A 24,742-nucleotide genomic window follows, 5' to 3' on the forward strand; every position below is an offset into this window, starting at 1 on the left:
TCACTCCCCGTGGTGGGTGCCTGTTTCGTGCCCGATGTGGGTGATCGCCTGGGCGAACAGCATCCGCATGTGGGAGTCGGCCAGCCGGTAGTGCGCCAGCCGCCCGGCGCGGCGGACCTGCACCACGTGGTGGGCGCGCAGCAGCCGCAGCGCGCACGAGGTGGCCGACACGCTCTGGCCGGTGACAGCCGCCAGGTCGCGTACGCACATCTCTCCGGCGTGCAGCAGAGCGGCCGTCAGCCGCAGCCTTCCCGGGTCGGCCAGCAGTGCGAAGACCCGCGCGAGCTCCTGCACCACCTGCTCGGCCGGCAGCGCCCGCCGGACGCTCTGCACCCGCTCGGCGCCCACCGCCGAGCCGGAGGGGGCGTCGGGACGCGCGGCCAGGTCCGCGGGGGAGTGGCCGGTCAGGTCCGCGGGGGCACGGACCGTGGTTCGGGAGGTCACGACGCCTACCTCTTTTCCTCGTCGGGACAAGGGCCGCAGGTCGCAATGGATGTGTGCTCGGTTGCTCATATGTTTAAGCGTTTGGTAATGAGGAAATTACCCTTCGTGAACATCGCAGGTCAAGCGCCCTCGACCTGACCGGCCTCCGACTTCGCGCCGGTGAACAGATGCCGATCGAAGGGAAACACGGCGACGGCCGGACGACACCGATTCCCGATCCCGCCGGTCCCGATCCCGCCGTTCCCGGTCACGTTTCGAAAACCACGGTGAAAGGTCACGTGAAAGGCCATGCACGACGAGCCCGGGCACACCCCCGACTCCCTCGATGAGATCGACCACACCCCCACCTCTCCGCTCGGTGCGGGCCTTTCCACCGGCGTGAGCCGGCTGAGCCCCGCCGCCGTGCGCAACCAGGTGTTCACCGTGGTCCGGCTGCGCGAAGGCTACGACCTGGCCGAGGTGGACACCTTCCTCGGCCAGGTCGAGACCGCCTTCACCGTGCTCGTACAGGAGAACGCGGAGCTGTACGCCCGGGCGACCGCCGCCGAACGCGCCGCCAGGCAGGCCGGACCGGCGGAGGAGCGCGTGACGCGCGTCATGGCGATGGCCCAGGACAGTGCCGACCGGATGCTGGCCGCCGCCGAGCGGCAGGCCGAGGTGATCGTGGCGCAGGCCCGCGACCGCGCCGCCGTCCTGCGGCAGGAGGTGCACGCCTCCTGCGGGCAGGAGCTGGAACGCCGGACCGAGGAGTTCAACGCCTTCGCCGCCGACTACGGCGACCGGCTCAGGCGAAGCCTGCAGGCGCAGGTCGACCAGCTGCGGAGCCTGCTCGGTGAACTCGCCGACATCGGTGAGCCGGGGATGACACCGCCCCCTCGCCGGTGACCGCCGGCCGGTGGCCGGTGTCGTCGCCGGCCTGCGACACACCGGCGGACACGCCCGCGGACGACGCCGCCGAAGAGCGCGGAGCGACCCGTCGGCCGGTTCGCGACCTTCCGCGGTCCAATCCCGGTAAGAGCCCGACAGGAGGTGGTGGGACATGGTGACGGCCGAAGGGGCGTCGGTGCTGGGACCGGCGCTGGAGGGAGCCTCTCCCGGTACCGGCGCGTGGGCCGCGGTGCTGCTGGTGTCGCTGTCCACGCTCGCCGGGGCGTGGCTGGCCCGGCGTGACTCCGCGAGGGTGACGGTGTGGCTGGCGATCGCCTCGGCGATGATGCTGATCACCGCCCTGGTCGACCTGCTGCCCGACGCCTGGCGAGACGCCACCGAAACGGGGGTACCCCTGTGGGCGGTCGGGCTGGCCGTCGTGTTCGGCTTCCTGGTGATCACCTACTTCACCCGCAAGGGCTGCGGGCACGGACACGGGCACGGGGGATCCAGGGCGGTCGGCGGCAGGCACGCGCCCGGCCTGCACCGCCGCGTCAAGGAGGCCGTCGACGCCGCCCTGTTCGGCGGCATGGGAACCGCGGCCGCCCTCACCCTGCACCGGGCGATCGAGGGCGCGACGCTGGCCCTGACCGCCTCCGCCGTGGTCGTCATCGCCCTCATGGTCCACTCGGCCAGCGAGGGACTGGCGCTGGCCGCCCTGCTGGACATGGCCGGGCAGCGCCTGGCTCCGTGGCTGGTCGTCTCCTGCCTCAGCCCGGCCGCCGGCATTCTGATCGCCACCGTCGCCCCGCTGCCGGGCCGGGCCGTGCCGCTCCTGCTCGGCATGGTCACCGGTGTGCTGCTGCGCACCGCGGTCGTCGGACTCAGGCTCGCCGCCGCCGGACAGGAGGGCGGCCGGCTGTCTAGACGCCAGCTGGCCATCGCCGCGGGCGTCGCCGTCACCGGGGGCGTCCTCCTGGTCGCCACGCACGGCGTGCTGGGTGAGGACCACCCGCGAACCGGGCATGGATCCCACGTCGCGGGCCATGCGGCGCCCGGCTCATCCGGCTCGTCCACCTCCACGCCCACCTCCACGCCCACCGCCCGGCCATCGGCTCCGCTGACCCAGGCTCAGTTGCGCGAAGCGGTGATCACCGGGCGGATGTCCCTGACCGAGGTGCTGGCCCGCACCGACGACGTCGTCAGGAACGCCTGGGTCGGATGGCTCCTGTCCCTCCTTCCCGGCCACAGCCCCGCCGAGATCACCAGGCTTCTCACGGCGGGCGGGATCGACGCCAGCCGCCACATCGGTGACCTGACCGAGTGGCAACGCCGCTATCTGCTCGACGCCATCGCCAAATGACCGCCAATCATGTTGTATCCGGCATCGCTTTGGTTCGGCGAACCCGCCGGTACCGGCGAGGAAATGTGGCGGCAGTACGAGGCGAGGGCAATTAGGTCGCTTTTTGTCTGATTATAAGGGCTTAATCCGGATTCGTCACCGAGGCCAGATCTGTGGTCCCCGGCCTCGGCCGGCCTGCGGCTTTCTTCTCGGTGATGTTCCCGGACCAAGGCTTTGTCTTACCTGGGGCGAACGTCCAGAGGTCCGGGAACTAGCGTCTTACGTGACGTCGATTCAACATATTTCCGGAAACTGCATTGGTGCTTTGTCGGCCCCGAAAAGCAGACCGGGTCCAGACATCAGACATCAGACACGGAGTGATCTTTCATGTTCAAGCAGACTCTCGCCACCGGCGCGTTGATGGCCTCCGGCCTCATCGTCGTCATGACGATGTCGGCCCAGCCCGCCGGGGCGAGCGCGACACCCCGGGAGGCCGCCCCGGCACGTCTTCTCGCGAACGACCCTCCCCCCGGCGACTACCATCACACCTGGCCCGGCGGTCATCACCATCACCCCTGGCCGGGCGGTCACCAACCCTGGCCGGGCGGTCACCAGCCCTGGCCCGGTGGTCACCCCCACCCCTGGCCCGGAGGTCATCAGCCCTGGCCCGGTGGTCACCAGCCCTGGCCCGGTCATCACCACCATCACCCCTGGCCCGGCGGCCACCACCATTGGCCGTACGGCCACCACTAGGGTCCCCTCCCGGCTGTGCCCTCGCGGTGCCGTCCACGGCGTACGCCGCCGAAGCCCACGCGGACCGGTGACGTGCCGGCGTCCGGGAACGCCACCGGCCCGGCGGGGAGCGGGCGTCCGCCCGGCGGGCGTCAGGGGCTCGTGAGGATGACGAGCCGCTGGGTCGCCCGGGTCATGGCGACGTAGCGGTCGACCGCTCCCTCGACGCCCTCGCCGAACGCCTCCGGGTCGACGAGGACGACCAGGTCGAACTCCAGCCCCTTCGCCAGCTCCGGGGTGAGCGACCGGACGCGGGACGTCCCCCGGAACGTGGGATCGCCGATGACGCAGGCGATCCCGTCGGCGTGCGCGGCGAGCCAGGTGTCGAGGATCGAGTTCAGCTCCGAGACGGTCCCGCGCACGACGGGGGCGTCGCCGCCGCGGATGGACGTCGGCACGTTGGCGTCCGGGAGCACGGCCCGGATGACCGGCTCGGCCTCCGCCATGATCTCTCCCGGCGTCCGGTAGTTGACGCTCAGGGAGGCCAGGTCGATCCGGTCGAGCCCGATCCGCTCCAGCCGTTCCCGCCACGACTCGGTGAACCCGTGCCTGGCCTGGGCGCGGTCCCCGACGATGGTGAAGCTCCTGGACGGGCAGCGCAGCAGCAGCATCTGCCACTCCGCGTCGGTCAGTTCCTGGGCCTCGTCCACGACGATGTGCGCGAACGGGCCGGCGAGCAGGTCCGGTTCGGCGCCGGGCACCACGGTCTCGTCGACCAGGGCGTCCCTCATGTCCTGTCCGCGCAGCATCGTCACCGCGCCCTCACCGTCGTCGTCGGCCTCCAGCAGGGCGTCGACGACCGTGGCCATGCGCTCGCGTTCGGCCGCGACAGCGGCCTCGTGGCGGCGCCTGCGCCGTGAGGCCTCCGGGTCGCCGAGCCGCTGCCGCGCCGCGTCCAGGAGCGGCAGGTCCGACACCGTCCAGGCCTGGGCGTTCTCGCGCCGCAGCCGCCGGACCTCGTCGGGGCCGAGCCAGGGGGCGCACATCCGCAGGTAGGCGGGCACCGACCACAGGTCCCCGACGAGGTCGGCCGCCTCGATCAGCGGCCACGCGCGGTTGAAGACGGTGAGCAGCTCCCTGTTGCGCAGCAGCGACCTGCGGAGCAGGTGAGCCGGGACCTCCTCGTCGCCGTGCCGGTCCGTCAGGATCGTGAGCAACTCCTCCCAGATCCGGTCGCGCGCCTCGTTGTGCGGCGTACCGGGTTCCGCCGCCTCGAAAGCCTCGGCCCAGTCGCCTGCGCTCAGCCGGATGTCGGACCAGTCGGTCGTAACCGTCATCCCCTCGGCGGGCGGGTTCTCGTAGAACCTGACGGCCGGCTCGATCGCCCGTACCAGGTCCGCGGACGACTTCAGGCGGGCCACCTCAGGATCGGCCTCGGTCGTCGCCTCGGCCCCCTCGGCGAGGAGGTCGCGCAGGGTGCAGGTCCGTACGCCCTCCTCCCCGAGGCTGGGCAGGACGTCGGCGACGTAGGCCAGGTAGGGCTGGTGCGGGCCGACGAACAGCACGCCGCCCCGGTGGTGACCGAGGCGGGGGTCGGAGTAGAGGAGGTAGGCCGAGCGGTGCAGGGCGACGACGGTCTTCCCCGTCCCCGGGCCGCCGTCGACGACGAGGGCGCCGCGGGATCCGGCGCGGATGATGGCGTCCTGGTCGGCCTGGATGGTGCCGAGGACGTCCCGCATCCGGGGCGAGCGGTCGGCGCCCAGGCTGGCGATGAAGGCGGACTGGTCGTCGAGCGCGGCGTGCCCCTCGAACCCGTCCGCGCCGAACACCTCGTCCCAGTAGTCGCTGATCCGGCCGCGGGTCCAGCGGTACCTGCGGCGGCTCGCCAGGCCCATCGGGTTGGCGTGGGTGGCTCCGAAGAACGGCTCGGCCGCGGGGGAGCGCCAGTCGAGCAGCAGCCGGCGGCCCGCGCTGTCGGTGAGGCCGAGCCGTCCGATGTACACGGGCTCGGGGTCGTCCGCGCCGACCATGTGCCCGAGGCACAGGTCCAGGCCGAAGCGGCGCAGGGCGCGCAGGCGGGCGGTGAGCCGGTGGACCTCCAGGTCCCGGTCCAGCACCTGCCGGCCCTTGCCGCCGGGCGCCCTGCGCTCGGCGTCGAGGCGGCCGGACAGGTCGGTGATCGACTGTTCGAGGCTTTCGGCGATGGCCGCGAAGTGCCGCTCGTCACCGGCGATCAGCGCCGGGCCGGCCTTGGGGGAGAGGTGGTCGGGAAGGTCAAACGCGCTGGTGGTCAGCGGGTTCACGTCATCGGCTCCGATCTGAGGTCGCGTGCGACCGTCGTGCGTGGCAGGGGGCCGGACCGGCGTGACGAACCCGGCGGCCGTGCCGGGCCGCGCTCCGCCCTCGTGGCCGCCGCCGGTCCGGGTCGCCGGGGCTTGCGGGCTCGCAGGTTCTCGGGTTCTCGCGTTCCGGGTCCTGGCTCGCCGGTCCCGCGGGGTTCACCCGGACGCGGGCGGCCTTTCCCGGCCGATCGCGCCGGGCGTCGTCGGTGACACACGCACTTCGTCTCCCCGTTTCCGCAGGTTCCGGCCCCGGCGGACGATTATGCGGTACGACCGGGGTCTTGCCGCAAGCCCCCCGGTGCGCTATACGTTAAAAGTGGAAAGGAGTGGCTAATCCCCTTTCCACTCTCCGCCCGTTGCAGATCCTCGCCGGTTGCGGACGGGCCACCTCCTCGGGAGGATCACCCGTGATCCTTGAGCCCGTACGTGCCCCGCGGCGTCACTCGTACTGCTCGTCGGGGGCCTCGACCCTGGTGAGGCTCTTGCCGGTGAGCTGGGGGTAGATGACACCGGTGGTCATCTTGCCGAAGGTCTGCGGGATCCAGGTGCCGGTGACCTCGACCCAGGTGTCGGCGGGCGGTGCCTGCAGTCCCCTGACCGCGACCTTCAGCGGGAACGCGTCCGCGGCGCAGCAGGCGATCTGCATGCGGGTGACGTACCACTGGCCCTTCTTCTTGGAGGGGGAGACGAAGCCGGTCAGTTTCACCTCGCGGCCGGTGAGGGATTTCTTGTCGTCGTCCCAGGCGCGGCCGATGAAGTCGCCGACGGTCATCTCCACGGCGCCGGTGCCGGGGAGCGGGGTGAAGGAGCCCAGGGTCCGGTCGCGGGGCGGCGGGGTGTCGTCGCGGGAGGCGGCGAACGAGCCCAGCGCGGGCGGCGCGATCAGGAAGATCGCGAACACCGGCAGGCACAGCAGCCACGCGACCCGGGGGCCGCCGTGCGCGTGGTCGTGCCCGTCACCACCAGTGTCGCCGTCGCTGTTCCCGGGCCCGTGCTCGCTCTCGGCGGGCCGGTCGTGCTCACGCGGGTGCTCGTACGCGGCTTCCTTCGCCGCGGTCGCCCTGGCCCGGGTCGCCTGGAAGAGCCCGATGAGCCCGAGGACCACCAGCACCGCCCCGGCGCCGATCAGGAACGGCCGGAAGCCGGGTTTGACGTAGTTGAGGTAGGTCGTGGAGAACGCCGAGATCCGCAGCACGGCGCAGCCCAGCAGGGTGAGGACGAGGTTCTGGGTCACACGGTTCATCGGGGAGCGCGGGTTCCTTCCGCCATGACGGGGCGCGAGGGGGAGAGGGGCGTCACAGCAGCAGCCGGCCGAACACGACACTCACCAGGACGGCGAGGGCGAAGGTCACCGGGACGAACCTGAGGGCGAAGGCCCTGCCGAACGTGCCGGCCTGCAGCGCGATCAGTTTCAGGTCGACCATCGGCCCGACCACCAGGAAGGCGAGCTTCGCGGTGGGGGAGAACGCGGTCATCGAGGCGGCCACGAACGCGTCGGCCTCCGAGCAGATCGAGAGCAGCACCGCCAGCAGCGCCATGACCAGGACGGCGAGCCACGGCACCTCGGCGATCGCGGTCAGCCACTCGCGGGGGACCGTGACGTTCATCGTGGCCGCGGCCAGCCCGCCGACGATGAGGAACCCGCCCGCGTGCAGCAGGTCGTGCCGCATCGCCTCGCCGAACTGCACCCACTTCGGGCCGTCGCCGTGTGGCCGGGAGGGGATCCGCAGCCAGTCGGCGCGGCCGAACCTCAGCCAGAGCCAGCCGACCAGCACCGCCACGGTCAGTGAGGCGCCGAACCTGGCCAGCACCATCAGCGGCTGCCCCGGGAAGGCGACGGCGGTCGCGACCAGCACGATCGGGTTGATCGCGGGGGAGGCGAGCAGGAACGCCAGCGCGGCGGCCGGGGCCACCCCCCTGGCCATCAGGCCCGACGCGACCGGGACGGACGCGCACTCGCACCCCGGCAGCACCGCCCCGGCCATCCCGGCGACCGGTACGGCGGCGGCCGGGTGCCTCGGCAGCGCCCTGGTCCAGAACGACGCCGGGACGAACGCCGTGATCGCCGCCGACAGCGCCACCCCGAAGACCAGGAACGGCAACGCCTGCACGCAGATCGCCACGAAGATCGTGGCCCACGTCCGCAGCGCGGGTGCCGTCAGGTGCGGCGCGAGAGCGAGGCGGCCCACCACCAGCAGGACGATGACGAGCGCGAACCCCCACGGCAGGGCGGCGCCCACCGGGCCCACCGGGCCCACCGGGCCCGCCGGGCCCGCCGAACTCGTACGTCCCCAGGAGTCAGGGGGGAACGGGCTCTCGTCGGTGGCCCACGCGTCCACGTCGCGCGGGCCGGTTCGAAGTTCGGACACGCGCTCTATCGTGGCAGACCGTCCCGGCGGGTCGAGACGGTCTGCATTGTGAGGGCGGGCATGATTTCAAGATCGACCAGAACCCCGGGAACCGCCGTTCCGGCCTGACCTGCCATGATCGGACCCGGTCGCGCCCGGTGGTCCCGGCGGGGGCACGCCCGCCGCCGACCCCATCGTGGTCGGCGGCGGTGCCGAAGACGGCGGCCGTCATGCCGGAGCGGGTCAGCGGTCGTCGTCCTGGCCGGTGTCGGCGGTGGTCGTCGTGGTGCCGTCGTCCGGGGTGTTCGGGGCGTCCGGGGGCGGGGTGTGGCCGCAGGCGGTCATGAGCGTCTGCCGCGCCGCGAAGGAGCGCTTGTCGTCGACGCGCGCCGCGTAGCCGTCGAGGCTGAACGGGCTGCCGGGACTGAACGGGTGGTGGACGGCCACGTGGGCGACCCGGTCGTAGAGCGGCTGGAGCTCACCTCGGAAGTAGGCGCCGGCCAGTTCGGCCTCGGTCACCCCCGCGTGGTCCATGAGCGCGGTGATCGCCATCTGCTGCTGGCCGTACTGGTCCTTGTCGCGGACGAGTTCCCCGCTGTCCATGAGCAGCCGGGTGAAGTGCTCGGTGAGGCCTTCGTTGAACCAGAAGCCGAAGATCTCCCGTATGGCGGGGTGGGAGAGTTTGTGGACCGTCTCGTGGTATTCGGTGCCGGCGCCGGTGCGGTCCTCCCGGATGTAGATGTGGCCGTCGATCTGGACGCCGTTCGTGGTCTTCGACATGGCGAACCCGTCGTCCGCGCGCGCGGTCTCGATCTCCTCGGGGTTCGCGGGCATCCTGTCGAGGACGAGGAGCGCGCCCAGCTGGTCCTGGGTGACGTAGTGGACGTGTTCGTCGCGGAGCCAGTCGGGTCGCGGGGGCAGGTCCACGTAGCGCCTGAACTCGGCGCGGCCGGTGAAGAAGGCCACGATCTGCTCCGCGCTCAGCCGTGCCGCCCGCGCCCTCGCGGGCTCCGGCACGGTCTGCTGTGCCTCCGTGGCCTGCTGCAGCGCTTCGGCGACCTGCGGTGGTGTCTCGACGTCCTGCAGCGGGTTGTCGTCGGACGCCTCGGACGCCTCGGACGCGTCGGGCTTGTCTGTTTTCTCTTCGGAGGTGTTCGTCTCCTCCGACGGGAGCAGGGCGTTGACGATCGTGTCGGGGACGACCACCAGCTCCTCCCCGTTCACCTCGATGACCAGGCTGAACGGGGAGTACTGCGTGGAGTCCAGCCTCCGGTTCAAGAGCTCGATCTTCGGATAGGTTCCCGGCTGGACGGTGATGAGCCGGGTGCCGCCGAGCCTGCGCTGGTTCATCGCGGACCTGGGGACCGCGAACAACTGGAAGGGAAGCTCCACCATTGTCAGCTTCTGGAGTGGTTCGAATAACTTCGTCCAGAATCCCATGAGCTCCGCGTCGTACTCCTTGTCGTTCGCGTCTATCGCGCGCAGTGTCGTCTGGTACGTCTCCTCGACGAGGGCGTCCCGGCCGATGAGGTACTCGTTGTCGGACGTCGAGTCGAGTATCCAGCCGCAGGCGACCATCGGCACGCCTCTGGCGTCGCGGACGGATGTCGGCCCGCCGATCGTGTACCAGATGGAGTCGGCGAATCTCAGCGGATCCTCCCTGGCGTCGCCGAGGCCGCCGTCCTTGCTCCGGAGGTAGATGGGGGTGCCGTCGTCCGAGGCCTGGAATCTCGGGTGCAGCGTCAGCGGGACCGTCGACGCGGGGACGGCGGAGGGTGCCTGGAAGCCGGTATAGGCGGAGAAGTCGGGTTTCGCGAAGAGTTCCCGCTTGCTTGTGGCGAACTCGTCGGTCTCGTCGGTCTCCTTGATCTCCTTGGTCTCCCGCGGGCTCCCGGGCGCGGACGTCTCCGGCCGGGTTTCCCGCCGGGGCGGCCAGGCATCCCAGGACTCTCCCCGGCCGAACGCGTCCAGCTGGTCCAGGATCGCCTGCATCTCCGGGTCGGTCGTCCCGGTCGTCTCAGTCGTCTCGGCCGCCGCCTCGTCGTCGTCGAATCTCAGCGCGGCCATGTCACTCTCGATCTTGGCCCAGTCGTCCCCGCCCTCGCCCCCGCCCTCGTCCTCGGAGGAGTTCGAGGAGTCCGGGGACGAGTCGCCGGAGGAGCCGGTGCCGGTGGGGCGGGTGGACCTGCGCCGCGACGATTTTCTCTTCGAGCTTGAGCTGCTCATCGTGCCTCCTCCTGGGTGGTCGGCCGCGTCGTGCCCCCGGTGCCCGGGCGGGGACCGGAGGCCCTCCGCCCGGGGCCCCGGCGCGGGAGGGTCATCGGACGGCGGCCTGGTACGTGAGCACCAGGGTGACGTTGCCCAGGGCGCTCCGGTCGCCTTCGGCGGTGAAGGCCCAGGGGGACGGGCCGCCGCCGTTGAGGCTGAGGCCGGGGGTGGTGAGCGGGACGCCGTCGGCGAGCGGGAGCCGCCGCCCGGTCTCCAGCACCAGCCGGGCCGTGCCCTCGCCGGCGTACTCGTACCTGGCGTACAGGCCGGTGATCCGCCGGCTGCTCATCGCGGGGAAGAGGTCGGGGGAGAGCGGCAGCACGAGGGGGTCGCCGCCGTCGAGGAAGGCCGCCCACTCCTTGGGGAAGTCGCGGGCCACGTCGATGAGGTGGGCGGCCGGGTAGGGGCGGAGCATGCCCTTGACGGCCTCGGTGAACACGTCGCCGCCGTGTTCGGCGGTGTAGCGGACGGTGAGCGTCACGTCGGTCAGGGCGCGGGCCGCGGTGGCGCCCCGCGGCCCGCCGCCGAGTTCCAGCCGCCAGGTGGACACCGCGCCGGTGCCCTCGAAGGGCAGGTAGCGCTCGTCGTCGTAGCGCAGTTCGAACAGGCCGTTGTTCTCCTGCGGGTACTCGGCCTGGGACAGCGCGATCCGCTGGCCGGGGCGCCAGTCGCCGCGCAGGGTGGCGGGGGCCTCGCCCTGCGGGTCGAGCAGGTACTTGACCGCCTTGGGGTCGGCCTCCAGCACCGTCTTGCTGGTGAGCTGGGTGAGCGTGGCGTTCAGTCCGAGCGGCTCCCCCGCGGCGTCGGCGAAGGTGACCGACACGGTGCGGATCTGGCGCAGGAAGTGGCCGGGGAAGTCCCGGCCGAACAGGTCCTCGCCCAGGGTGAACTCACACCGGCCGCCGGAACGCAGCCGCAGCAGCGCCACCGGGTCCAGCTCCAGCAGGGACACCTTCTTGGTGATCTCCAGGCCGCGGGTGTTGCCGGTGGCGTGGGCCTGGCCGAGCCGCTCCAGGTCCATGCCGAGGCTCTCGGCCGCCTGCAGGCCGCTGCGCCGGCTCTCCCAGTACGCCGGGCGGATGAGCTCGGGTTCGCCGTCGCGCACACCGCGTTCGAACCGGTACGCCGCCTCGGCCGCCCGTGCCGCGTCGTAGGCCAGCTCGTAGGCCTGGAAGCACAGGCCGGACAATCGTGCCGAGAGCCAGCCGTACAGTTCGGCGCCGGTGAACTTGTCGCGCATGAACGTCGCGGCCGAGGTGTTGTGGACGATCTCCTGCTCCAGGACGCGCAGTTCCTGGCGGGCGGCCTCCAGCCGGTGGTTCGCGGCGGTGATCTGGTGGCCGATCTGGAGCATGTCGCTGCCGGCGATGGCCCGTTGCAGTCTCCAGTCCTCGACGGAGCGCTCGTGCTGGGCGCGTACGCCCAGTGCCTCGCCGATCATGCTGAGGCCCTCGGCGGAGGACTCCGCCACCTCGCCGGCCTTGTCCAGGCCCCGGCCGACCTGCTCGCCGCCCCATTCGGTGCCCAGGATGAACGGCCCGGCCTTGACCTGCGGTGCCGGGTAGGCGAACGCGGCGCCGGTCTTGAGGATGGCGGCGACGACGTGCAGGGCGGCGCCGGTGGACATCATGGCGAGCTGGCCGTGCTCCAGCGGCGACAGCCCGCCGTCGATGAGGCCGCCGTAGTGGTCGGAGCGTCCCTTCGCCGAGGCCAGGCTCTCCCGCAGCTCGGCGAGGTCCTCCTCGGCGATCCGCACCTGTGCCCGGCGGGCGGCGAGGGTGAGGCCGAGGATGGTGCCCTCCTGCCTGACCTGCAGCAGGTTCAGCTCCTCGGCGTCGCGCCGTTCCAGCACGCCCAGCAGGTCGGCGCCGAACTGGCGGACCCGGTCGGTGAGTTCCTGGGCGCGGCGCAGGGCGACGGGGAAGCGCTGCGGCGGTACCGGTACGGTCGTCGCGGCCGCGGCGGCCTCGCCGAGCGGGATGCCCGTGGCGGCGGCGCGTACCAGCCGCATCGGGTCCAGGGGCGGTTCGAACAGGGGCAGCGGCTGGCTGACGCCCAGGATGTTCAGTGAGTCGCGGATCTTGCGCAGCCGGTCGACGACCCGTTCCCAGTATTCGGCGAACAGGCTGTTGTCGGGGATGTGGAAGTAGGAGTCGGCCACGCTCGCGTGGACCTGGCCCGCCTGTTCGAGCAGGGAGCCGCCGCCGGTCAGGTGGCCGAGCAGGTCGAGGTCGCCGGGTTCCCGGTCCAGGTCGGTGAAGGTCCGTGTCTTCGGTGGCAGGGCGGTGTCCAGTCGTTCGGGGGCGTCGCCGAGCAGGTCGTAGGCGAGGATGTACAGCATCCGCGCCTCGTCGACGCTTTCCGGCGTGTACTGCCGGAACAGCATGTCGCCCCAGTCGAGCAGGTTGTCGATGTAGCCCATCACCACGGCGCGGCGGTAGGCGACCGGGCGCAGCCGGGCGATGGCGTGCGGGTCGAACGGGTCGTCGCGGTAGGCGCGCAGCAGGTCGGCCCGGCCGCCCAGGGCGCGGAGCTGTTTCTCCAGGTCGGCGAGGACGGCGGTGCGCTCGCCCAGCGCGGTCACTGCGGCGGCCTGCCCGGTGGTGAGCCCGGTGGTGGCGGCCAGCGTGGTGACGGCCGCGGCGATGGCCAGGTGGGTGTCGTCGGCGGTGACGGTGAGCAGGTCGCTCTCGCGGGGCTTGCCGTCGCCGGTGTCGGCGGCGGCGAGCCTGCGCAGCGCGGCCAGCACGTCCGGCAGCCCGGCGTCCTCGACGGTCGTGGCGGGGACGCCGAGTTCGCGCAGCACCTCCAGGTCGCGGGCGCAGCCGTCGGCGAGGGCGCGCAGGTCGGCGCCGAGGAAGGGCAGGAACCGCCAGTGGCCGCGCGGGTTCGTCGGGTCGAAGACGTACTCGTACCAGCGTTTGGCGTCCTCGAATCGCTGTGCCTCGTTGAGCGCCTGCGCGATGAGCAGCGGCGCGTGGAAGAAGATCTCCCAGTAGTAGACGCCGTTGGCGCTCTGGAAGTCCAGGTGCGCGCCGGTCGGCAGCCGCCCCTCGTCGACGGTGTCCTCGCGGACCCGGACCGCGGCGGTGGCCTCGGGGTCGGTGGTGACGGCCACCTCGTCGCTCTCCTGGGTGGCGGTGTCCAGCAGCGCGGCCACGCCGCCCGACAGCAGCCGCTGGTTGAGCGCGGCGGCGGTGCCGGTGGTGAGCCGGATGATCTCGAAGGGCAGGGAGGTGCGCTCGTAGGGGCGGGGCACGGCCGCGGTCCTGGCGCGGCGGACGTAGAAGGCGCCCGCGAACAGGAACAGGCCCTCGCCGGAGTCCATCGCGGCGTCGAACGGGGTGGGCGACTCGCGGGGCAGCCCGCCCCAGGCACCGGCGACCGGCAGGTACTCGCCGGCCTCGTCGGGTCCCCGGCCGGTCGCGGCTCGGGCGTAGGCGGCGCCGGAGAACAGGTAGACCTTGCCGGCGCGGGTGAAGGCGGTGTTGATCTCCCTGGTCAGCGGCCTGGGGTAGCCGGGGTCGACGAGGCGGCCGGGCAGGCCGTCGTCGCCGAGGGTGTAGCGGACGTACTCGGTGCCGCTGGTCAGGTACAGCTTGCCGTCGCCGGTGTAGGCCGCGCCGGCCTTGCCGGTCGAGGCGAGCAGGGTGGTGGCGCTGATCCTGTGCCGGGTGGCGGTCCCGCCGGAGGTGATCTTCCGGTAGAAGCCGCTGCCGGTGCCGCCGGCGGTGCCGTTGTCGCCGTTGTCGAAGAAGTAGGTGACGTCCTCGCGCCACGCGGCGGCGTTGACCCGGGTCTGCGGCAGGCCCGCCCGGTTGCCGGCGAGGGGTTGCGGGTACCTGCTCTGCCCCTCCAGCTCGTCGAGGACGAACCGGCGCCGCCGCTGCCCGCCCTGCCCCCTGCCGTGCCCGTTGGAGTCGGTCCTCCAGGTGTAGCGGGCGTAGAAGTCACCGGCGAAGGCGAAGGCGAAGTGGCCGTTGACCAGCACCGCGTCCAGCGGCTTGAAGGTGCCCGGCAGGTTCTCGAAGACCGACAGGTCCTCCAGCCGGTGGTCGGCCGGGGCCTCCGGAGGGTTCTTGGCCGCCCCGGCGGCGATGTCCTCGGACGTCATGTAGCGTCCCAGGCCGTAGGAGAGGAAGTACTCGACGCCGTCGGGGGTGGTGAAGGCGACGTCCACCTTCGTCCACGGCGGGAGGCCGTCCCTGTTGGTCTTGATGTTCTTCGGGTAGCCCTCGTCGACGACCTGGAAGGGGACGCCGGTGAAGCGGACGTAGCGCTGCCCGGAGAAGACGAAGGTGTGCGGGCCGCGGGTGAGCACCGTGTCGACCTTGTCGGCCCTGGGCAGGACCGTGGGGACCAGTCCCCATCGGGAGGCGGTGGCCAGCCGCCCGCTCAGCGCGCCCGCGGGTGTTCCCGCCGGTGCCCCGTCCGGGACCTTGCCCGGCACCGACTCCGCGTACTGGCCGGTGGTGTTGTCGAAGAAGTAGCGGGCGCCGCCGGGCAGCTCGACCGCGGCGTCCACCTGCGCCCACGGGGGCAGGCCGTCGTCGTTGCCCTCCAGCGGCAGCAGGCCGGCGGAGTCGTCCGGGCCCGTGTCGGCCGGGCGGCACAGGAAGCTGCCGCCCTTGACGTCCACGCTGAACCAAGAGCCGGACTCGGCGGCGACCGGGGTGTCGAACCGGACGACGTCGACCGGTCTCACCGGGTCGACGAAGACCTCGGCGACCCGTCCGGCCGCCGCGGCGAGGGCCTGGGCGACCTTGTCGTCGGTCTCGCCCGCGACCCACGCCCCGGCCAGCACCTCCAGGACGGGGCCGTGGAAGATCCCGAAGGGCAGGCCGGAGATGCCGGGGATGTCGGCCAGGGCGCGCTCGGTGAGGTCCTCGGCGACGAGTTCGGGGCTGAGGGAGAACATCAGGCCGGTGCGCCGCACGGTCGGGTCGCGCGGCTTGCCGTCCTTGTCCGGCGGGTTCGGCGTGGTGACGGTGTAGGCGCAGGCGACCACGACGGAGGTGCGGTCCTCGCCGTCGGCGACCGGCTGGATGACCAGGGTGACGCCGTCGAGGGTGCCGCTGCGCGGGGCGCCGACGCCGAGTGTCTGGGCCGCCACCCACTCCTTGTTCAGGTTCTCGAACGAGTAGAAGATCTTGATCTGCCGGGTCGGCGGCTTGCCGCTGACCTGCTGGCCGTCGCCCTTGGACTCGGCGACCACGGTGGTCGTCGCCGCGTCGTCGGCGACGGGTTCCACGGCCGCCCAGAACACGAACATCCGGCCGAAGGCGTGCACCGGGTGCACCTGGTCGGCGTCGATCTGCAGGCCGACCTTCTGCCACGGCTCCCAGGACGCCGACAGCCGGTCGCGGCTGGCGAACTCGGCCCGGCGGTGGTAGTAGCGGCGCGGGTCGGTCTTGGTGCGCCCGAACAGCGCCAGCCGGTACGGGCCGTCGGCCGCCCGGTCCTTGGTGTAGACGTATCCGCCCGCGATGGTGAGGCGGGAGACCTCGGTGTACTCGTCGAGGTAGCGCTTGTAGGCGTGCTCCACCGTCGCGGCGGTGATCTCGTTCTGCAGCAGGTCGCCCTCCAGCGCGCGGAAGGCCGGGGTGCGGTCGGCGCGCAGCTCGGGCCGGAGGTAGTTCTCCGGGTAGAGGAAGACCTTGCGGTTGGCCTCCCACAGCCGGTAACCGCGCATCCACTGCCACCACTCGCGGATCCGGCGGCGGACCTCCTCGGCGGGCTCGACGACCCCGGCGGACCCGTTCGCCACCGCGATCGCGGGGGTCTCCAGGCTGAGCAGATAGCGGTGCACGTAGAGCTGGACGGCGGCGATCGCCTCCCGGACCCGGGAGGTGGTGCCGCGGGGACCCATCTCGACGTCGATCAGGAGCCGGTCGAACAGGTCCCTGGGGGTGCGCAGCCCGTCGCCGGGGCCGCGGGCGAGCACGGCCGCGACCAGCGCGTCGCGCCGCAGCACGTTCAGCTCGTCGTGCAGGACGCGCCGCAGCGCCGGCCGGTCCGCCGGGTCGCCGCGGCCGATCAGCAGCTCCCGCAACGCCTCGGCGGCGGCGTCCAGCGCCTGGTCGCCACCGTCGGCGTACAGGCGGGACCACACGTCGGCGTGCAGCGCGGACGGTACGGTGCCCAGCCGGGCGGTGAACGCGAACAGGCCGGCGATCCGGATCAGGAACTCCAGCTCGAACAGCGACTCGTCGGCCGCGCCGTCGGTCAGCAGGCCGACCCGCCGCCGGCACCACCGGATCTCGTCGGCGTCCCAGCCGAACAGACCGGCCAGGTAGCGGTAGGGGTCCTCGACGGCGGCCTCGCCGGGCAGCAGGAAGGCGGCCAGGTCACCGGGGTGGGCGCGGGCCAGCTCGGCGAACCGGGCGATCGTCCGCACGTCGCTCAGCCGGAAGTCGGCCGTGCCGGACCAGCGGTGCCGCCACGGCTGCGGGTAGGTCCGGTCGGGGGTGTCGTAGCGGTCGCCGGAGTAGCGGACGTGCTCGGTGTCCCGGCACAGGTAGGCGCGGCCCTCGAAGGAGAACGCGGCGTCGGGCCCGGCGTCGAACGCCTCGGGCAGGTTGCCCCAGTCGCCGGCCACCGGCCGAGGGTAGCCGTCCTCGACGGTCTTCAGCCGGGTCATCCGGTAGCGGGCGTACTGGCCGCCGCAGAAGACGTACAGGTCGCCGTCGCGGGAGGTGAACGCGGCCTCCACGCTCGCCCCGGGGCGGCGGAAGGCGTTGTCCACCACGCCCCAGGCGCCGGCGATCGGCGCCTCGCTCACCTGGCCGTCGTGGACGCGCAGGTAGCGGGGTCCGGCGAACAGGTACACGGCGCCGTCGGCGTCCTGGAAGGCCGCGTCGATCGCGTCGCGGAAGGATTCGGGCAGCTCGGCGATGCCCAGCTCGGCCGGCAGCGCCTCGGCGATGCTCCGGGGGTGGCCCTCGTCGACCTGGTCGTAGCCGCCGGTGCCGGTGTAGCGCACGTACTGGTCGCCGGAGAACAGCAGGGTGCGCGGGCCGCCCTCCCCTCCGGCGGCCCCGCCGATCACGAGGGCGGCGTCGACCCGCCGCCGCTCGGCGACGGTGTTGCGGACCCGGGCCAGCGCCGTCTGGTCGAAGCGCGCGCTCAGGCCGCGCGACAGCACGTGGCAGACGGTGCCCGACAGGATCCGCACGGTGCGCCCGCTCCCGGTCACGGCGTCGATCATGGAGCGCCCGCTGGTCTCCAGCCGGTCGGCGAGATCCTCGTCGAAGGAGACCGGCAGGCCGGTGAACGCCTCCTCGGCGCGCAGGTTGCCGGCGATCGGCCTGGGGTAGCCGGGGTCGGCGTGCCGGTAGGAGGTGCCGGTGTAGCGGACGTACTGGTCGCCGGAGAACAGGTAGGTGACCCGGCTCCCGTCGGCGGAGGTGTCGGCGAACGCGGCGTCGACGACGTCGTCGCCGGTGCCCAGGAAGTTGTTGCGGGTCCGGCCCCAGGCGTCCCTGATCGGCCGCCGCGCGGCCAGGGTGCCGTCGTGGCGGGCGAACTCGCCGGGGAAGAAGAAGTACGTGGCGCCGTCGCGGCCGACGAACGCGCTGGTGAGGCCGTCGGCCTTGGCCAGCCCGCGCCAGGCGCGCTCCAGCGGGCGCGGCTGCGACCAGGCCCCGGCCGGTGCGGTCACCGGCCCGCCGGTCGTCGCACCGGCGGGGGCGGCCGGGTCCCGGCGCACGTACAGGCCGTCGAACAGCAGCAGCGTGCTCTCGCCGACGGACAGCACGGCGTCCGGCACGGTGAAACCGGCGGGGAGGTGCTCCTCGGGCACGCCCCAGAACCCGGCGTCGGCGATCCGCGGCACCCCGCCCTGCGGCGCCCGGGTGTAGTCGCGGCCGGTGTAGGTGACGTAGCGCATCGTGCCGTCGGGCCGGGGCGGCTCGAACAGGTAGGTGGTGGCGTCCCGCACGTAGGCGAGCGTCACCCGGGTCAGCCCGCCCCAGTGCGCCGCGATCGGCAGCGGCGCGCCCTCGACGTCGGCGTCCATCGCGGCGGCGCCGTCGTAGGCCACGAACTGGTCGCCGCTGAACAGGTACGTCCTGCCGTCGGTGCCGACGAACGCGGCGTCCACCGCGTTGTCGTGGTAGACGTTGTTGCGCGACCGGCCCCACTCCTCGGCCAGCGGGTAGGCCCGCCCCAGCCGGGCGTCGAAGCAGGACGCGCCCTTGAACAGGTAGGTGTTGCCGTCGGCGCCGTGCAGCACGGCGTCCAGGTCGGCTCGGAACTCCGGCGGCACCGCGCGCGGGAACCTCGGCCGGGCCCGTCGCGGCGCGACGGCCTCGCGTTCCGGCTGGCCGTGCAGGTACCAGCCGTCGCCGTGCTCGGCGAGCGGGGAGCCGTCCTGCTCGAACGCGCAGCCGACCGGCTCGGCGAGGGCGTCGCCGTAGCGGCGGTAGGCGCTCTGGGAGATCGCCTGGCATTGCCCGCCGCCGAACAGGTACACGGTGCCCAGGTCGGCGAACGCGGCGTCCAGGGCGGCCGGCGCCTCCTTGAGACCGGCCAGCCGGGGCTCGCGCGGCAGCGCGGCCAGGACCTGCGGGTAGCCGAGGTCGGGAGTGGACAGGTCGGTGCCGGTGTAGCGGACGTACTGGTTGCCGGAGAACAGGTAGGTGCGGGTGCGCACGACGCCGTCGGCGCCGGTGTCGTCGGCCACGAGGGTCGCGTCGACGCGCCCGGTGCGGGCGATGGCGTTGACGACGTTGCCCCAGAAGCGGGTGATCGTCGCCGGGTGGCGGTCGTCGATCCGGGTGTGGTCGCCGGTCGAGCAGCGCACGTAGCGGGTGCCGGAGAACAGGTAGGTGCGGCCGTCCTTGCCGAGCAGGGCCGCGTCGACCCGGTCGAAGGGCAGGTCGTCCCAGCGGCGGCGCAGCGGCTGAGGCTCCGACCACCAGCGGTGCTTGTTGTCGAAGGTGGCGTAGTGGTCGCCGGAGAACAGGTACATCAAGCCGTCGCGGCCGGTGAACGCGGCGTCCACCCGGGTGAACGGGGCGTCGGCCAGCGCGTCGGGCAGGTTCCACCGGCCGGCGGCGAGCGCCTGCGGGTGGGCGGCGTCGGGGACGGTGTAGTCCCTGGTCGAGTAGCGCACGTGGAAGGAGGCGTCCGCTTCCTCGCCCCCGGCGGCGTAGCGCACCTCGATCCGCTCCCCGAAGGCCCGCCTGCCGGTGACGGGGTCCACGGCGGCCGGGTCGGCGGCGCGGCGCAGCGCCAGCCGGATCCCGTGGTCGGCGGTGAGATGCCACTCGGGGCCGGTCCCGGACACGGGCGCGTCCTCGGCGGCGGCGATGCCGTGCTCCAGCAGCAGCCGGCGCACCGGGTGCGGCAGCCGGCCGGCGTCCAGGTCGGCGGCGTGCTCCAGCGGGAGGGTGGTGATCAGCCCGGCCGTGCCGAACAGGTGGGTGGCGCCTCCCAGGGTGAACGCGGCGTCCACCCGCAGCAGCCCGCCCCAGTCGTCGGCGACGCGCCGGGGGTAGCCGGGGTCCACCGTCGAGTAGTCGGCGCCGGAGTAGCGCAGGTAGCGGTCGCCGGAGAACAGGTAGGTGCGGCCGTCCAGGCCGACGAAGGCCGCGTCGACCGTGCCGCCGGGCAGGGCGGCGCCGAGGGTCCCCCAGCGCTGCGCGGTGGGCGCGATGTCCGGCCCGTCCGGGCGCAGCGCGACGGTCCTGCCGTTCTTGAACAGGTGCAGCACCCCGGCGGTGTCGCGGAACGCCGCCTCCAGCCCGCCGGTGAACTCGGCGGGGGCCTCCGGCAGGAACGCCTCGATCAGCTGCGGGAAGCCCGCGTCGGCCCGAGGCTCGCCGCCCCCGACGGTGCCCTCGGCGTCGCCCCCGACGGTGCCCTCGACGTCGCCCGAGTAGCGGAACACCTGGTCGCCGGAGAAGATCAGGTAGGCGGCGCCGTCGGCGCAGGCGGCGTCGATCCGGCCGGTCTCGGCGAACGCGTTGCGGATCCGCCCCCAGACCTCGGCGACCGGCCGCTCGGCGGCGATGCCGTCCAGGGGGCCGTCGGCGGCGTCCGAGGCGCCCTCCACGGCCAGGAACCGGTCGCCGGAGAACAGGTAGGTGGTGTCGTCGGTGCCACGGAAGGCGGCGTCCAGCGAGCGGCGGAAGCGCTCGGGCAGCTCGGCGCCGTGCAGGCCAGGTTGACTGTGCTGGCTGTGCTGGTCACGGTGCCCGTGCTGCCTGTCCTGCCACCATCCGGCGATCCGGCGGGGGTGGCCGGGGTCGACGTGCTCGCGCCCGGTCCCGGAGTAGCGCACGTACTGGTCGCCGCAGAACAGGTAGACCCGGCCCTCCTCGTCGGTGAACGCCGCGTCGATCGCCGCGGGGGCGTCGAAGGAGTTCTCGACCACGCCCCACTCCCGCTGGTCCGGGGCCCACCGGGCGCCGCCGCGCTGCCGGGTGAAGGTGCGCGCCACGCCGCCGGTGTCACGGCCGATGATCCAGTCGGTGCCGGTGACGTCGCTGAACGCGGCGTCGACGCCGGCGAGGTCGGCGAAGCGGGCCGACAGCGTGGCCAGCGGCACCGCCTCCTCGCCGGTACGGACGTAGCCGGGCCCGTACACCCAGCACTCCCGGTCCAGGAACAGGTAGACGTTGCCGTCGGAGCTCTCCAGCAGGGCGTCGATCCGGTCGACGCCGCGAGGCGCGGCCAGCGGCTCGGGGAACTTGCCGGCCAGGTCCTGGTCGCGGAAGGCGAGGACGATCTGATCGGCGTCCAGGCCGAACTTCCCGGCGAGCAGGGCGACGGCCCGGATCCGCCGCAGGGCGGCGCGCGAGTCCGGGGGCAGGTCGGCGCCGCGTCCGGCCCCGGCCAGCGCGGGGGCGGCCAGCAGCTCCACCGCCGCGCCCGCCCCGCCGGTGACCGCCGCGCAGGCCGCCGCCGTGACCGGCGCGCTCGCCCCCAGCTCGTCCTGGAGCACGGCCAGCAGCGCCGCGCCCTGCCGGGCGGCCAGCGCCTCCAGCCTGGCGGTGATCTCGGCGATCGCCGCGTTCGTCCGCACCGCGACGGCGTGCAGCAGGAAGAAGACGTCCTTGGCGAAGTCCTCCAGGCCGGGCAGGACGAAGTCCAGCGCGTTGTACACCTCGGCGAAGTAGCCGAGCCGGTGTTCGGGAACGCCCAGCTCCGGGGTGAGGTGCCCGGCGTTGACCAGCCTGGCCACGAGCTGGGCCCGCTCGCCCGGGTCGAAGCCGAACTCGGCCGAGGCCGCCGGGTCGACCCGGTAGGGGCGGTGGTCGGCCAGGGCGGTGGCGATCCGCTGGAAGATCGCGGAGTTCTCGGCCGCGGTGAACCCGGCCAGCTCCAGCCGGTTCGCCGGGTCGGCGAAGAACGCCTTGCTGCCCTGCAGGACCCGGTCGTCGGCCAGGTGGGCGCCGTCCAGCAGGTCGGCGGCCCGCTGCGCGGCGGCCGGGTCGGTGATGTCCAGGAAGTCCGCCGGGGTGACGGCGAGGAGTTCGGCGCGGGCCCTGGTGAGCCGGCCGCGCAGCAGGTCAAGGACGTGCCGGCGGTGGGGGTAGAACTCCAGGGCCAGCGCGAGCTCGCCGAGACCGGGGTCGAGCAGCGCCGCCGGGTCGGCGAAGAAGCCGCCGGCGTCGAGGTGGCCGTTGAAGCGCAGGCTCTCGACCAGGGCGGTGACCTGCCGTGGTGACAGCGGCAGCGCGGCCAGGACCGCCGGGTCGAAGGCGACGGCGCCGCCGGTGAACCGGGCGGCCAGCTCGCCCAGGCGGGCGTGCACGGCGGCCGCGACGCCGCTCAGGTCGGCGTTCACCGTGAACGCGGCGCGGTTGTGCGGGAGGGCGAAGAAGCCGGGCCGCAGCACGGTCCCCGCGTCGTCGAGGTGGCCGTTGAAGATCAGGTTGTCGTACAGCTCGGCGCGCCCGGCGTCGTCCAGGTCCGCCAGCTTCGCCAGGTCGGAGGGGAAGAAGACGGCCGGGTCCGGCAGCTGCTGTCCGGGGCCGGGCACCGGGCACAGGTCGCGCAGCAGGCCGAACAGCGCGTCGCGGTACCCGCCGAAGTCACGGGCCAGCCGCAGCCTCGCGGGCGTGTCCGGCAGCCGGTCCGCGACCAGGGCGCCGCCCGGCTCCAGATGTCCGGCGATGACCAGGTTGGTGTAGACTTTGACGGCGAGGCGGTCGCCGAGCCCGATCCCCTCCAGGTCGCCGCCCACCACCATGTCCAGCTCGGTGAGGGCGTTGTAGGCGGCGGCCGCGGCGTGGGCGGCCTCGACGCGCAGCAGCCGGGCGTCGCGGCGCGAGACCACGCCGTCCGGGTGGGCGACGGCGATGTCGTGGATCACCGCGGCGGCGCGCGGCCCGAACCGGGGGGAGACGAACAGGCCGGGGGAGGGGGCGAGCTCCTCGAAGCGGCGGCGCAGCTCCGCCAGCAGGGCCGCGTCGGCGTCCGGCTCCTCCCAGCCGCCCGGGACGGCCTGCCCGTTCAGCCCGGCCCGCGCACCGGGCCCGCCGCGCCCACCGGCTTCGGCCCGTGCCGCCGCGGCGCCCAGCACCGTGGCCAGCTCCCGGCCGGTCAGGTCGGCCGACCGCATCCACGGCACCACGGCCAGCAGGGTCTGCGCCAGCCACAGGCCTGAGGCGACGTCCCCGCCGGCCAGGACCGCGTGGTGGTCGCCGGTGCCCGCCCCGGTGTCGATCAGCAGCGGGAAGGTGGTGTGCCGCCGCAGCGCCGGGTCGCTCTCCAGGGCGTCGAGCACGTCGAGCAGTTCCTCGGCCGAGACGCCGAGCGCCGCGGAGAACCGGTGGATCCGGTGCAGCAGCGACAGCTCGGCCGGGCCGGTCGCGCGGTCGAACGGGAGCGGCTGCGCCGTGTCGTCCGGGGTGGACCGTTCCCGGAAGCGGGTGACGAGGGCGGCCAGCTCGTCCTCGGTCAGGGACAGCGCCGCGGTGACCCGCCGCCGGTAGTCCCTGTTGCGGGTGGCGAGGACGTCGCCCGCGCAGGCGAGCACCGGCCGGCCGGCGTAGCCGTGCGGCACCCGCGCCGATCCGAGGATCACCGGGGCGCCGGCCGTGGCGAAGGGCACGTTGAAGACCCGGTCGAACAGGTCGCGCGGCGTCTCGCCGTCGCCCGCGCCGAGCGTGTTCATCGGGGCGACCAGGCTGACGGCGACGTCGATCGGCACGTCCAGGCCGCGGTGCAGGTGGAGCAGTACGGCGAGGTGGCGCAGCGCGCGGGCGTCGATCCGGTTGCCGCAGCAGTCGCGCAGCACCAGGTCCAGGTCGGTGAGGGTCAGGCCGGTGCGGCGGGCCAGCCGGACGAACCGGGAGACGCGGTCGAACCAGGCCGCCGGGATCGGTTCGCCGTCGTCGTAGGGGTCGGCGGGGTCGTCGGCGCAGACGAGCCGCTCCTCCCCGGGGTCCAGGACGACCACCGGGCCGCCGTGGTGGACGAAGAGCGCGGACGCGGCCGAGCGTTCCGGTGGCGTCCCGCCGGTCGAGGCCGCGCCGAGGCCGCCGTACAGCAGTTCCCGCAGCTCGGCGCCGGTGAGCGACGCGGCCTGCCGGAACCGGGGGACCGCCTCCAGGGTGCGCAGGTTCTCCTCGGCGTCGGCGTCCAGCCCCCAGTGCTCGCGCAGGACGGGGCCGTCGCCGAGCGGGGTGGTGAGCACCTTGACGTCGTCGGGGGTGAGCCCCAGGTACTCGCGGGCGACGACGTCGGGGGCGGGGGTGTCGGCGAGGTGGCGGTAGAGCTCGGCGGGCTCGACCTGCAGGTGGTGCAGCAGCCGGCGCAGCCGTTCGTGCCGCAGCGAGAACGGCATGGTGAACGGGTGCCGCAGCGCCCGCAGCACCTGGTCGGCGCCGACCGTCCGGCCCCGGGTCAGCTCCTGTTCCAGGACCTCGTTGACCACGTCGAGGTAGGGCAGCTCGGTGTAGGTGTTCGCGCCGTCCAGTGGAACGTTCCCGATGGCGGGGCGCCGGGAGAGGAGGTCGCCGAGCAGCCCGGCCGGGGCGTCGTTGCCGAGGAGCTGGATCAGTTCGGCGAGGTAGGCGGCGGGGGAGTACACGGAACGGGACTCGTCCTGCTCGCGGAAGTCGAGTTCGCCGAACAACTGCTCGTAGCTCGGGAGAGAGTCGGCCGGCTGCATAAATCCTCCTGGGCGGGCCGCGGGGGCGCGGGCGTGCGCAATTCACATGGGCATGGAGCGGGCAGGGAATTGCCTGACGTTTCGGGCAGGACGTATCGGCGCGCCGTCCTTGAGGGTGCTGCCGCCAGTCCCCCGTGGGGCGAAAAACCGCAGCCGACCTCGGATCCCCGAGCGAAAGATCATGCATGCGTAAGCTAAGCGGACGAATAGTATCAACCTCATACGAGGTTGGCCATAGCCTCTCAACTGGGCGGTCTAATCGGGTTGGTCAATA

9 protein-coding genes are annotated in these 24,742 nt (G+C 73.1%); 3 read left to right on the top strand and 6 right to left on the bottom strand.

What is annotated here, in order from left to right:
• Positions 1-444 carry an ArsR/SmtB family transcription factor gene (locus ACSC1Q_RS34745; protein WP_436762955.1) on the bottom strand — a complete coding sequence of 148 codons (444 nt, stop codon included), beginning with the start codon at positions 442-444 and terminating at the stop codon, positions 1-3.
• Positions 445-732: 288 nt separating this feature from the next.
• Between ACSC1Q_RS34745 and ACSC1Q_RS34750 the strand changes: the two genes are divergently transcribed.
• The 3 genes from ACSC1Q_RS34750 to ACSC1Q_RS34760 all read left to right on the top strand — a co-directional run bounded on the left by ACSC1Q_RS34750 (position 733) and on the right by ACSC1Q_RS34760 (position 3,406).
• Positions 733-1,329 carry a DivIVA domain-containing protein gene (locus ACSC1Q_RS34750; RefSeq protein ID WP_436762956.1) on the top strand — a complete coding sequence of 199 codons (597 nt, stop codon included), beginning with the start codon at positions 733-735 and terminating at the stop codon, positions 1,327-1,329.
• 154 nt (positions 1,330-1,483) lie between these two features.
• The gene (locus ACSC1Q_RS34755) at positions 1,484-2,674 is read left to right on the top strand and encodes a hypothetical protein (protein WP_436762957.1); all 1,191 of its coding nucleotides are present in this window, start codon (positions 1,484-1,486) and stop codon (positions 2,672-2,674) included.
• Positions 2,675-3,040: 366 nt separating this feature from the next.
• The gene (locus ACSC1Q_RS34760) at positions 3,041-3,406 is read left to right on the top strand and encodes a hypothetical protein (RefSeq protein ID WP_436762958.1); all 366 of its coding nucleotides are present in this window, start codon (positions 3,041-3,043) and stop codon (positions 3,404-3,406) included.
• 131 nt (positions 3,407-3,537) lie between these two features.
• Here the strand turns inward: ACSC1Q_RS34760 and helR are convergent, their stop codons facing one another.
• The 5 genes from helR to ACSC1Q_RS34785 form a co-directional block, all read right to left on the bottom strand.
• Positions 3,538-5,688: an RNA polymerase recycling motor ATPase HelR gene (gene helR, locus ACSC1Q_RS34765; RefSeq protein ID WP_436762959.1), complete on the bottom strand. Its 2,151-nt coding sequence runs from the start codon at positions 5,686-5,688 to the stop codon at positions 3,538-3,540.
• Between the two features lie 478 nt (positions 5,689-6,166).
• Complete coding sequence (locus tag ACSC1Q_RS34770; RefSeq protein ID WP_436762960.1) at positions 6,167-6,970, bottom strand: TIGR03943 family putative permease subunit; 804 nt, start codon at positions 6,968-6,970, stop codon at positions 6,167-6,169.
• A 52-nt stretch (positions 6,971-7,022) separates the two neighbouring features.
• Positions 7,023-8,096: a permease gene (locus ACSC1Q_RS34775; RefSeq protein WP_436762961.1), complete on the bottom strand. Its 1,074-nt coding sequence runs from the start codon at positions 8,094-8,096 to the stop codon at positions 7,023-7,025.
• A 222-nt stretch (positions 8,097-8,318) separates the two neighbouring features.
• On the bottom strand, positions 8,319-10,301 hold the full coding sequence (locus ACSC1Q_RS34780) for a hypothetical protein (RefSeq protein ID WP_436762962.1): 1,983 nt from the start codon (positions 10,299-10,301) through the stop codon (positions 8,319-8,321).
• A gap of 91 nt (positions 10,302-10,392) precedes the next feature.
• Positions 10,393-24,468, bottom strand: coding sequence for a hemopexin repeat-containing protein (locus tag ACSC1Q_RS34785; protein ID WP_436762963.1), 14,076 nt, complete (start codon positions 24,466-24,468; stop codon positions 10,393-10,395).
• Positions 24,469-24,742: the final 274 nt, after the last annotated feature.

This window comes from Streptosporangium heterodermiicola, assembly GCF_051390675.1.
Lineage (GTDB): Bacteria > Actinomycetota > Actinomycetes > Streptosporangiales > Streptosporangiaceae > Streptosporangium.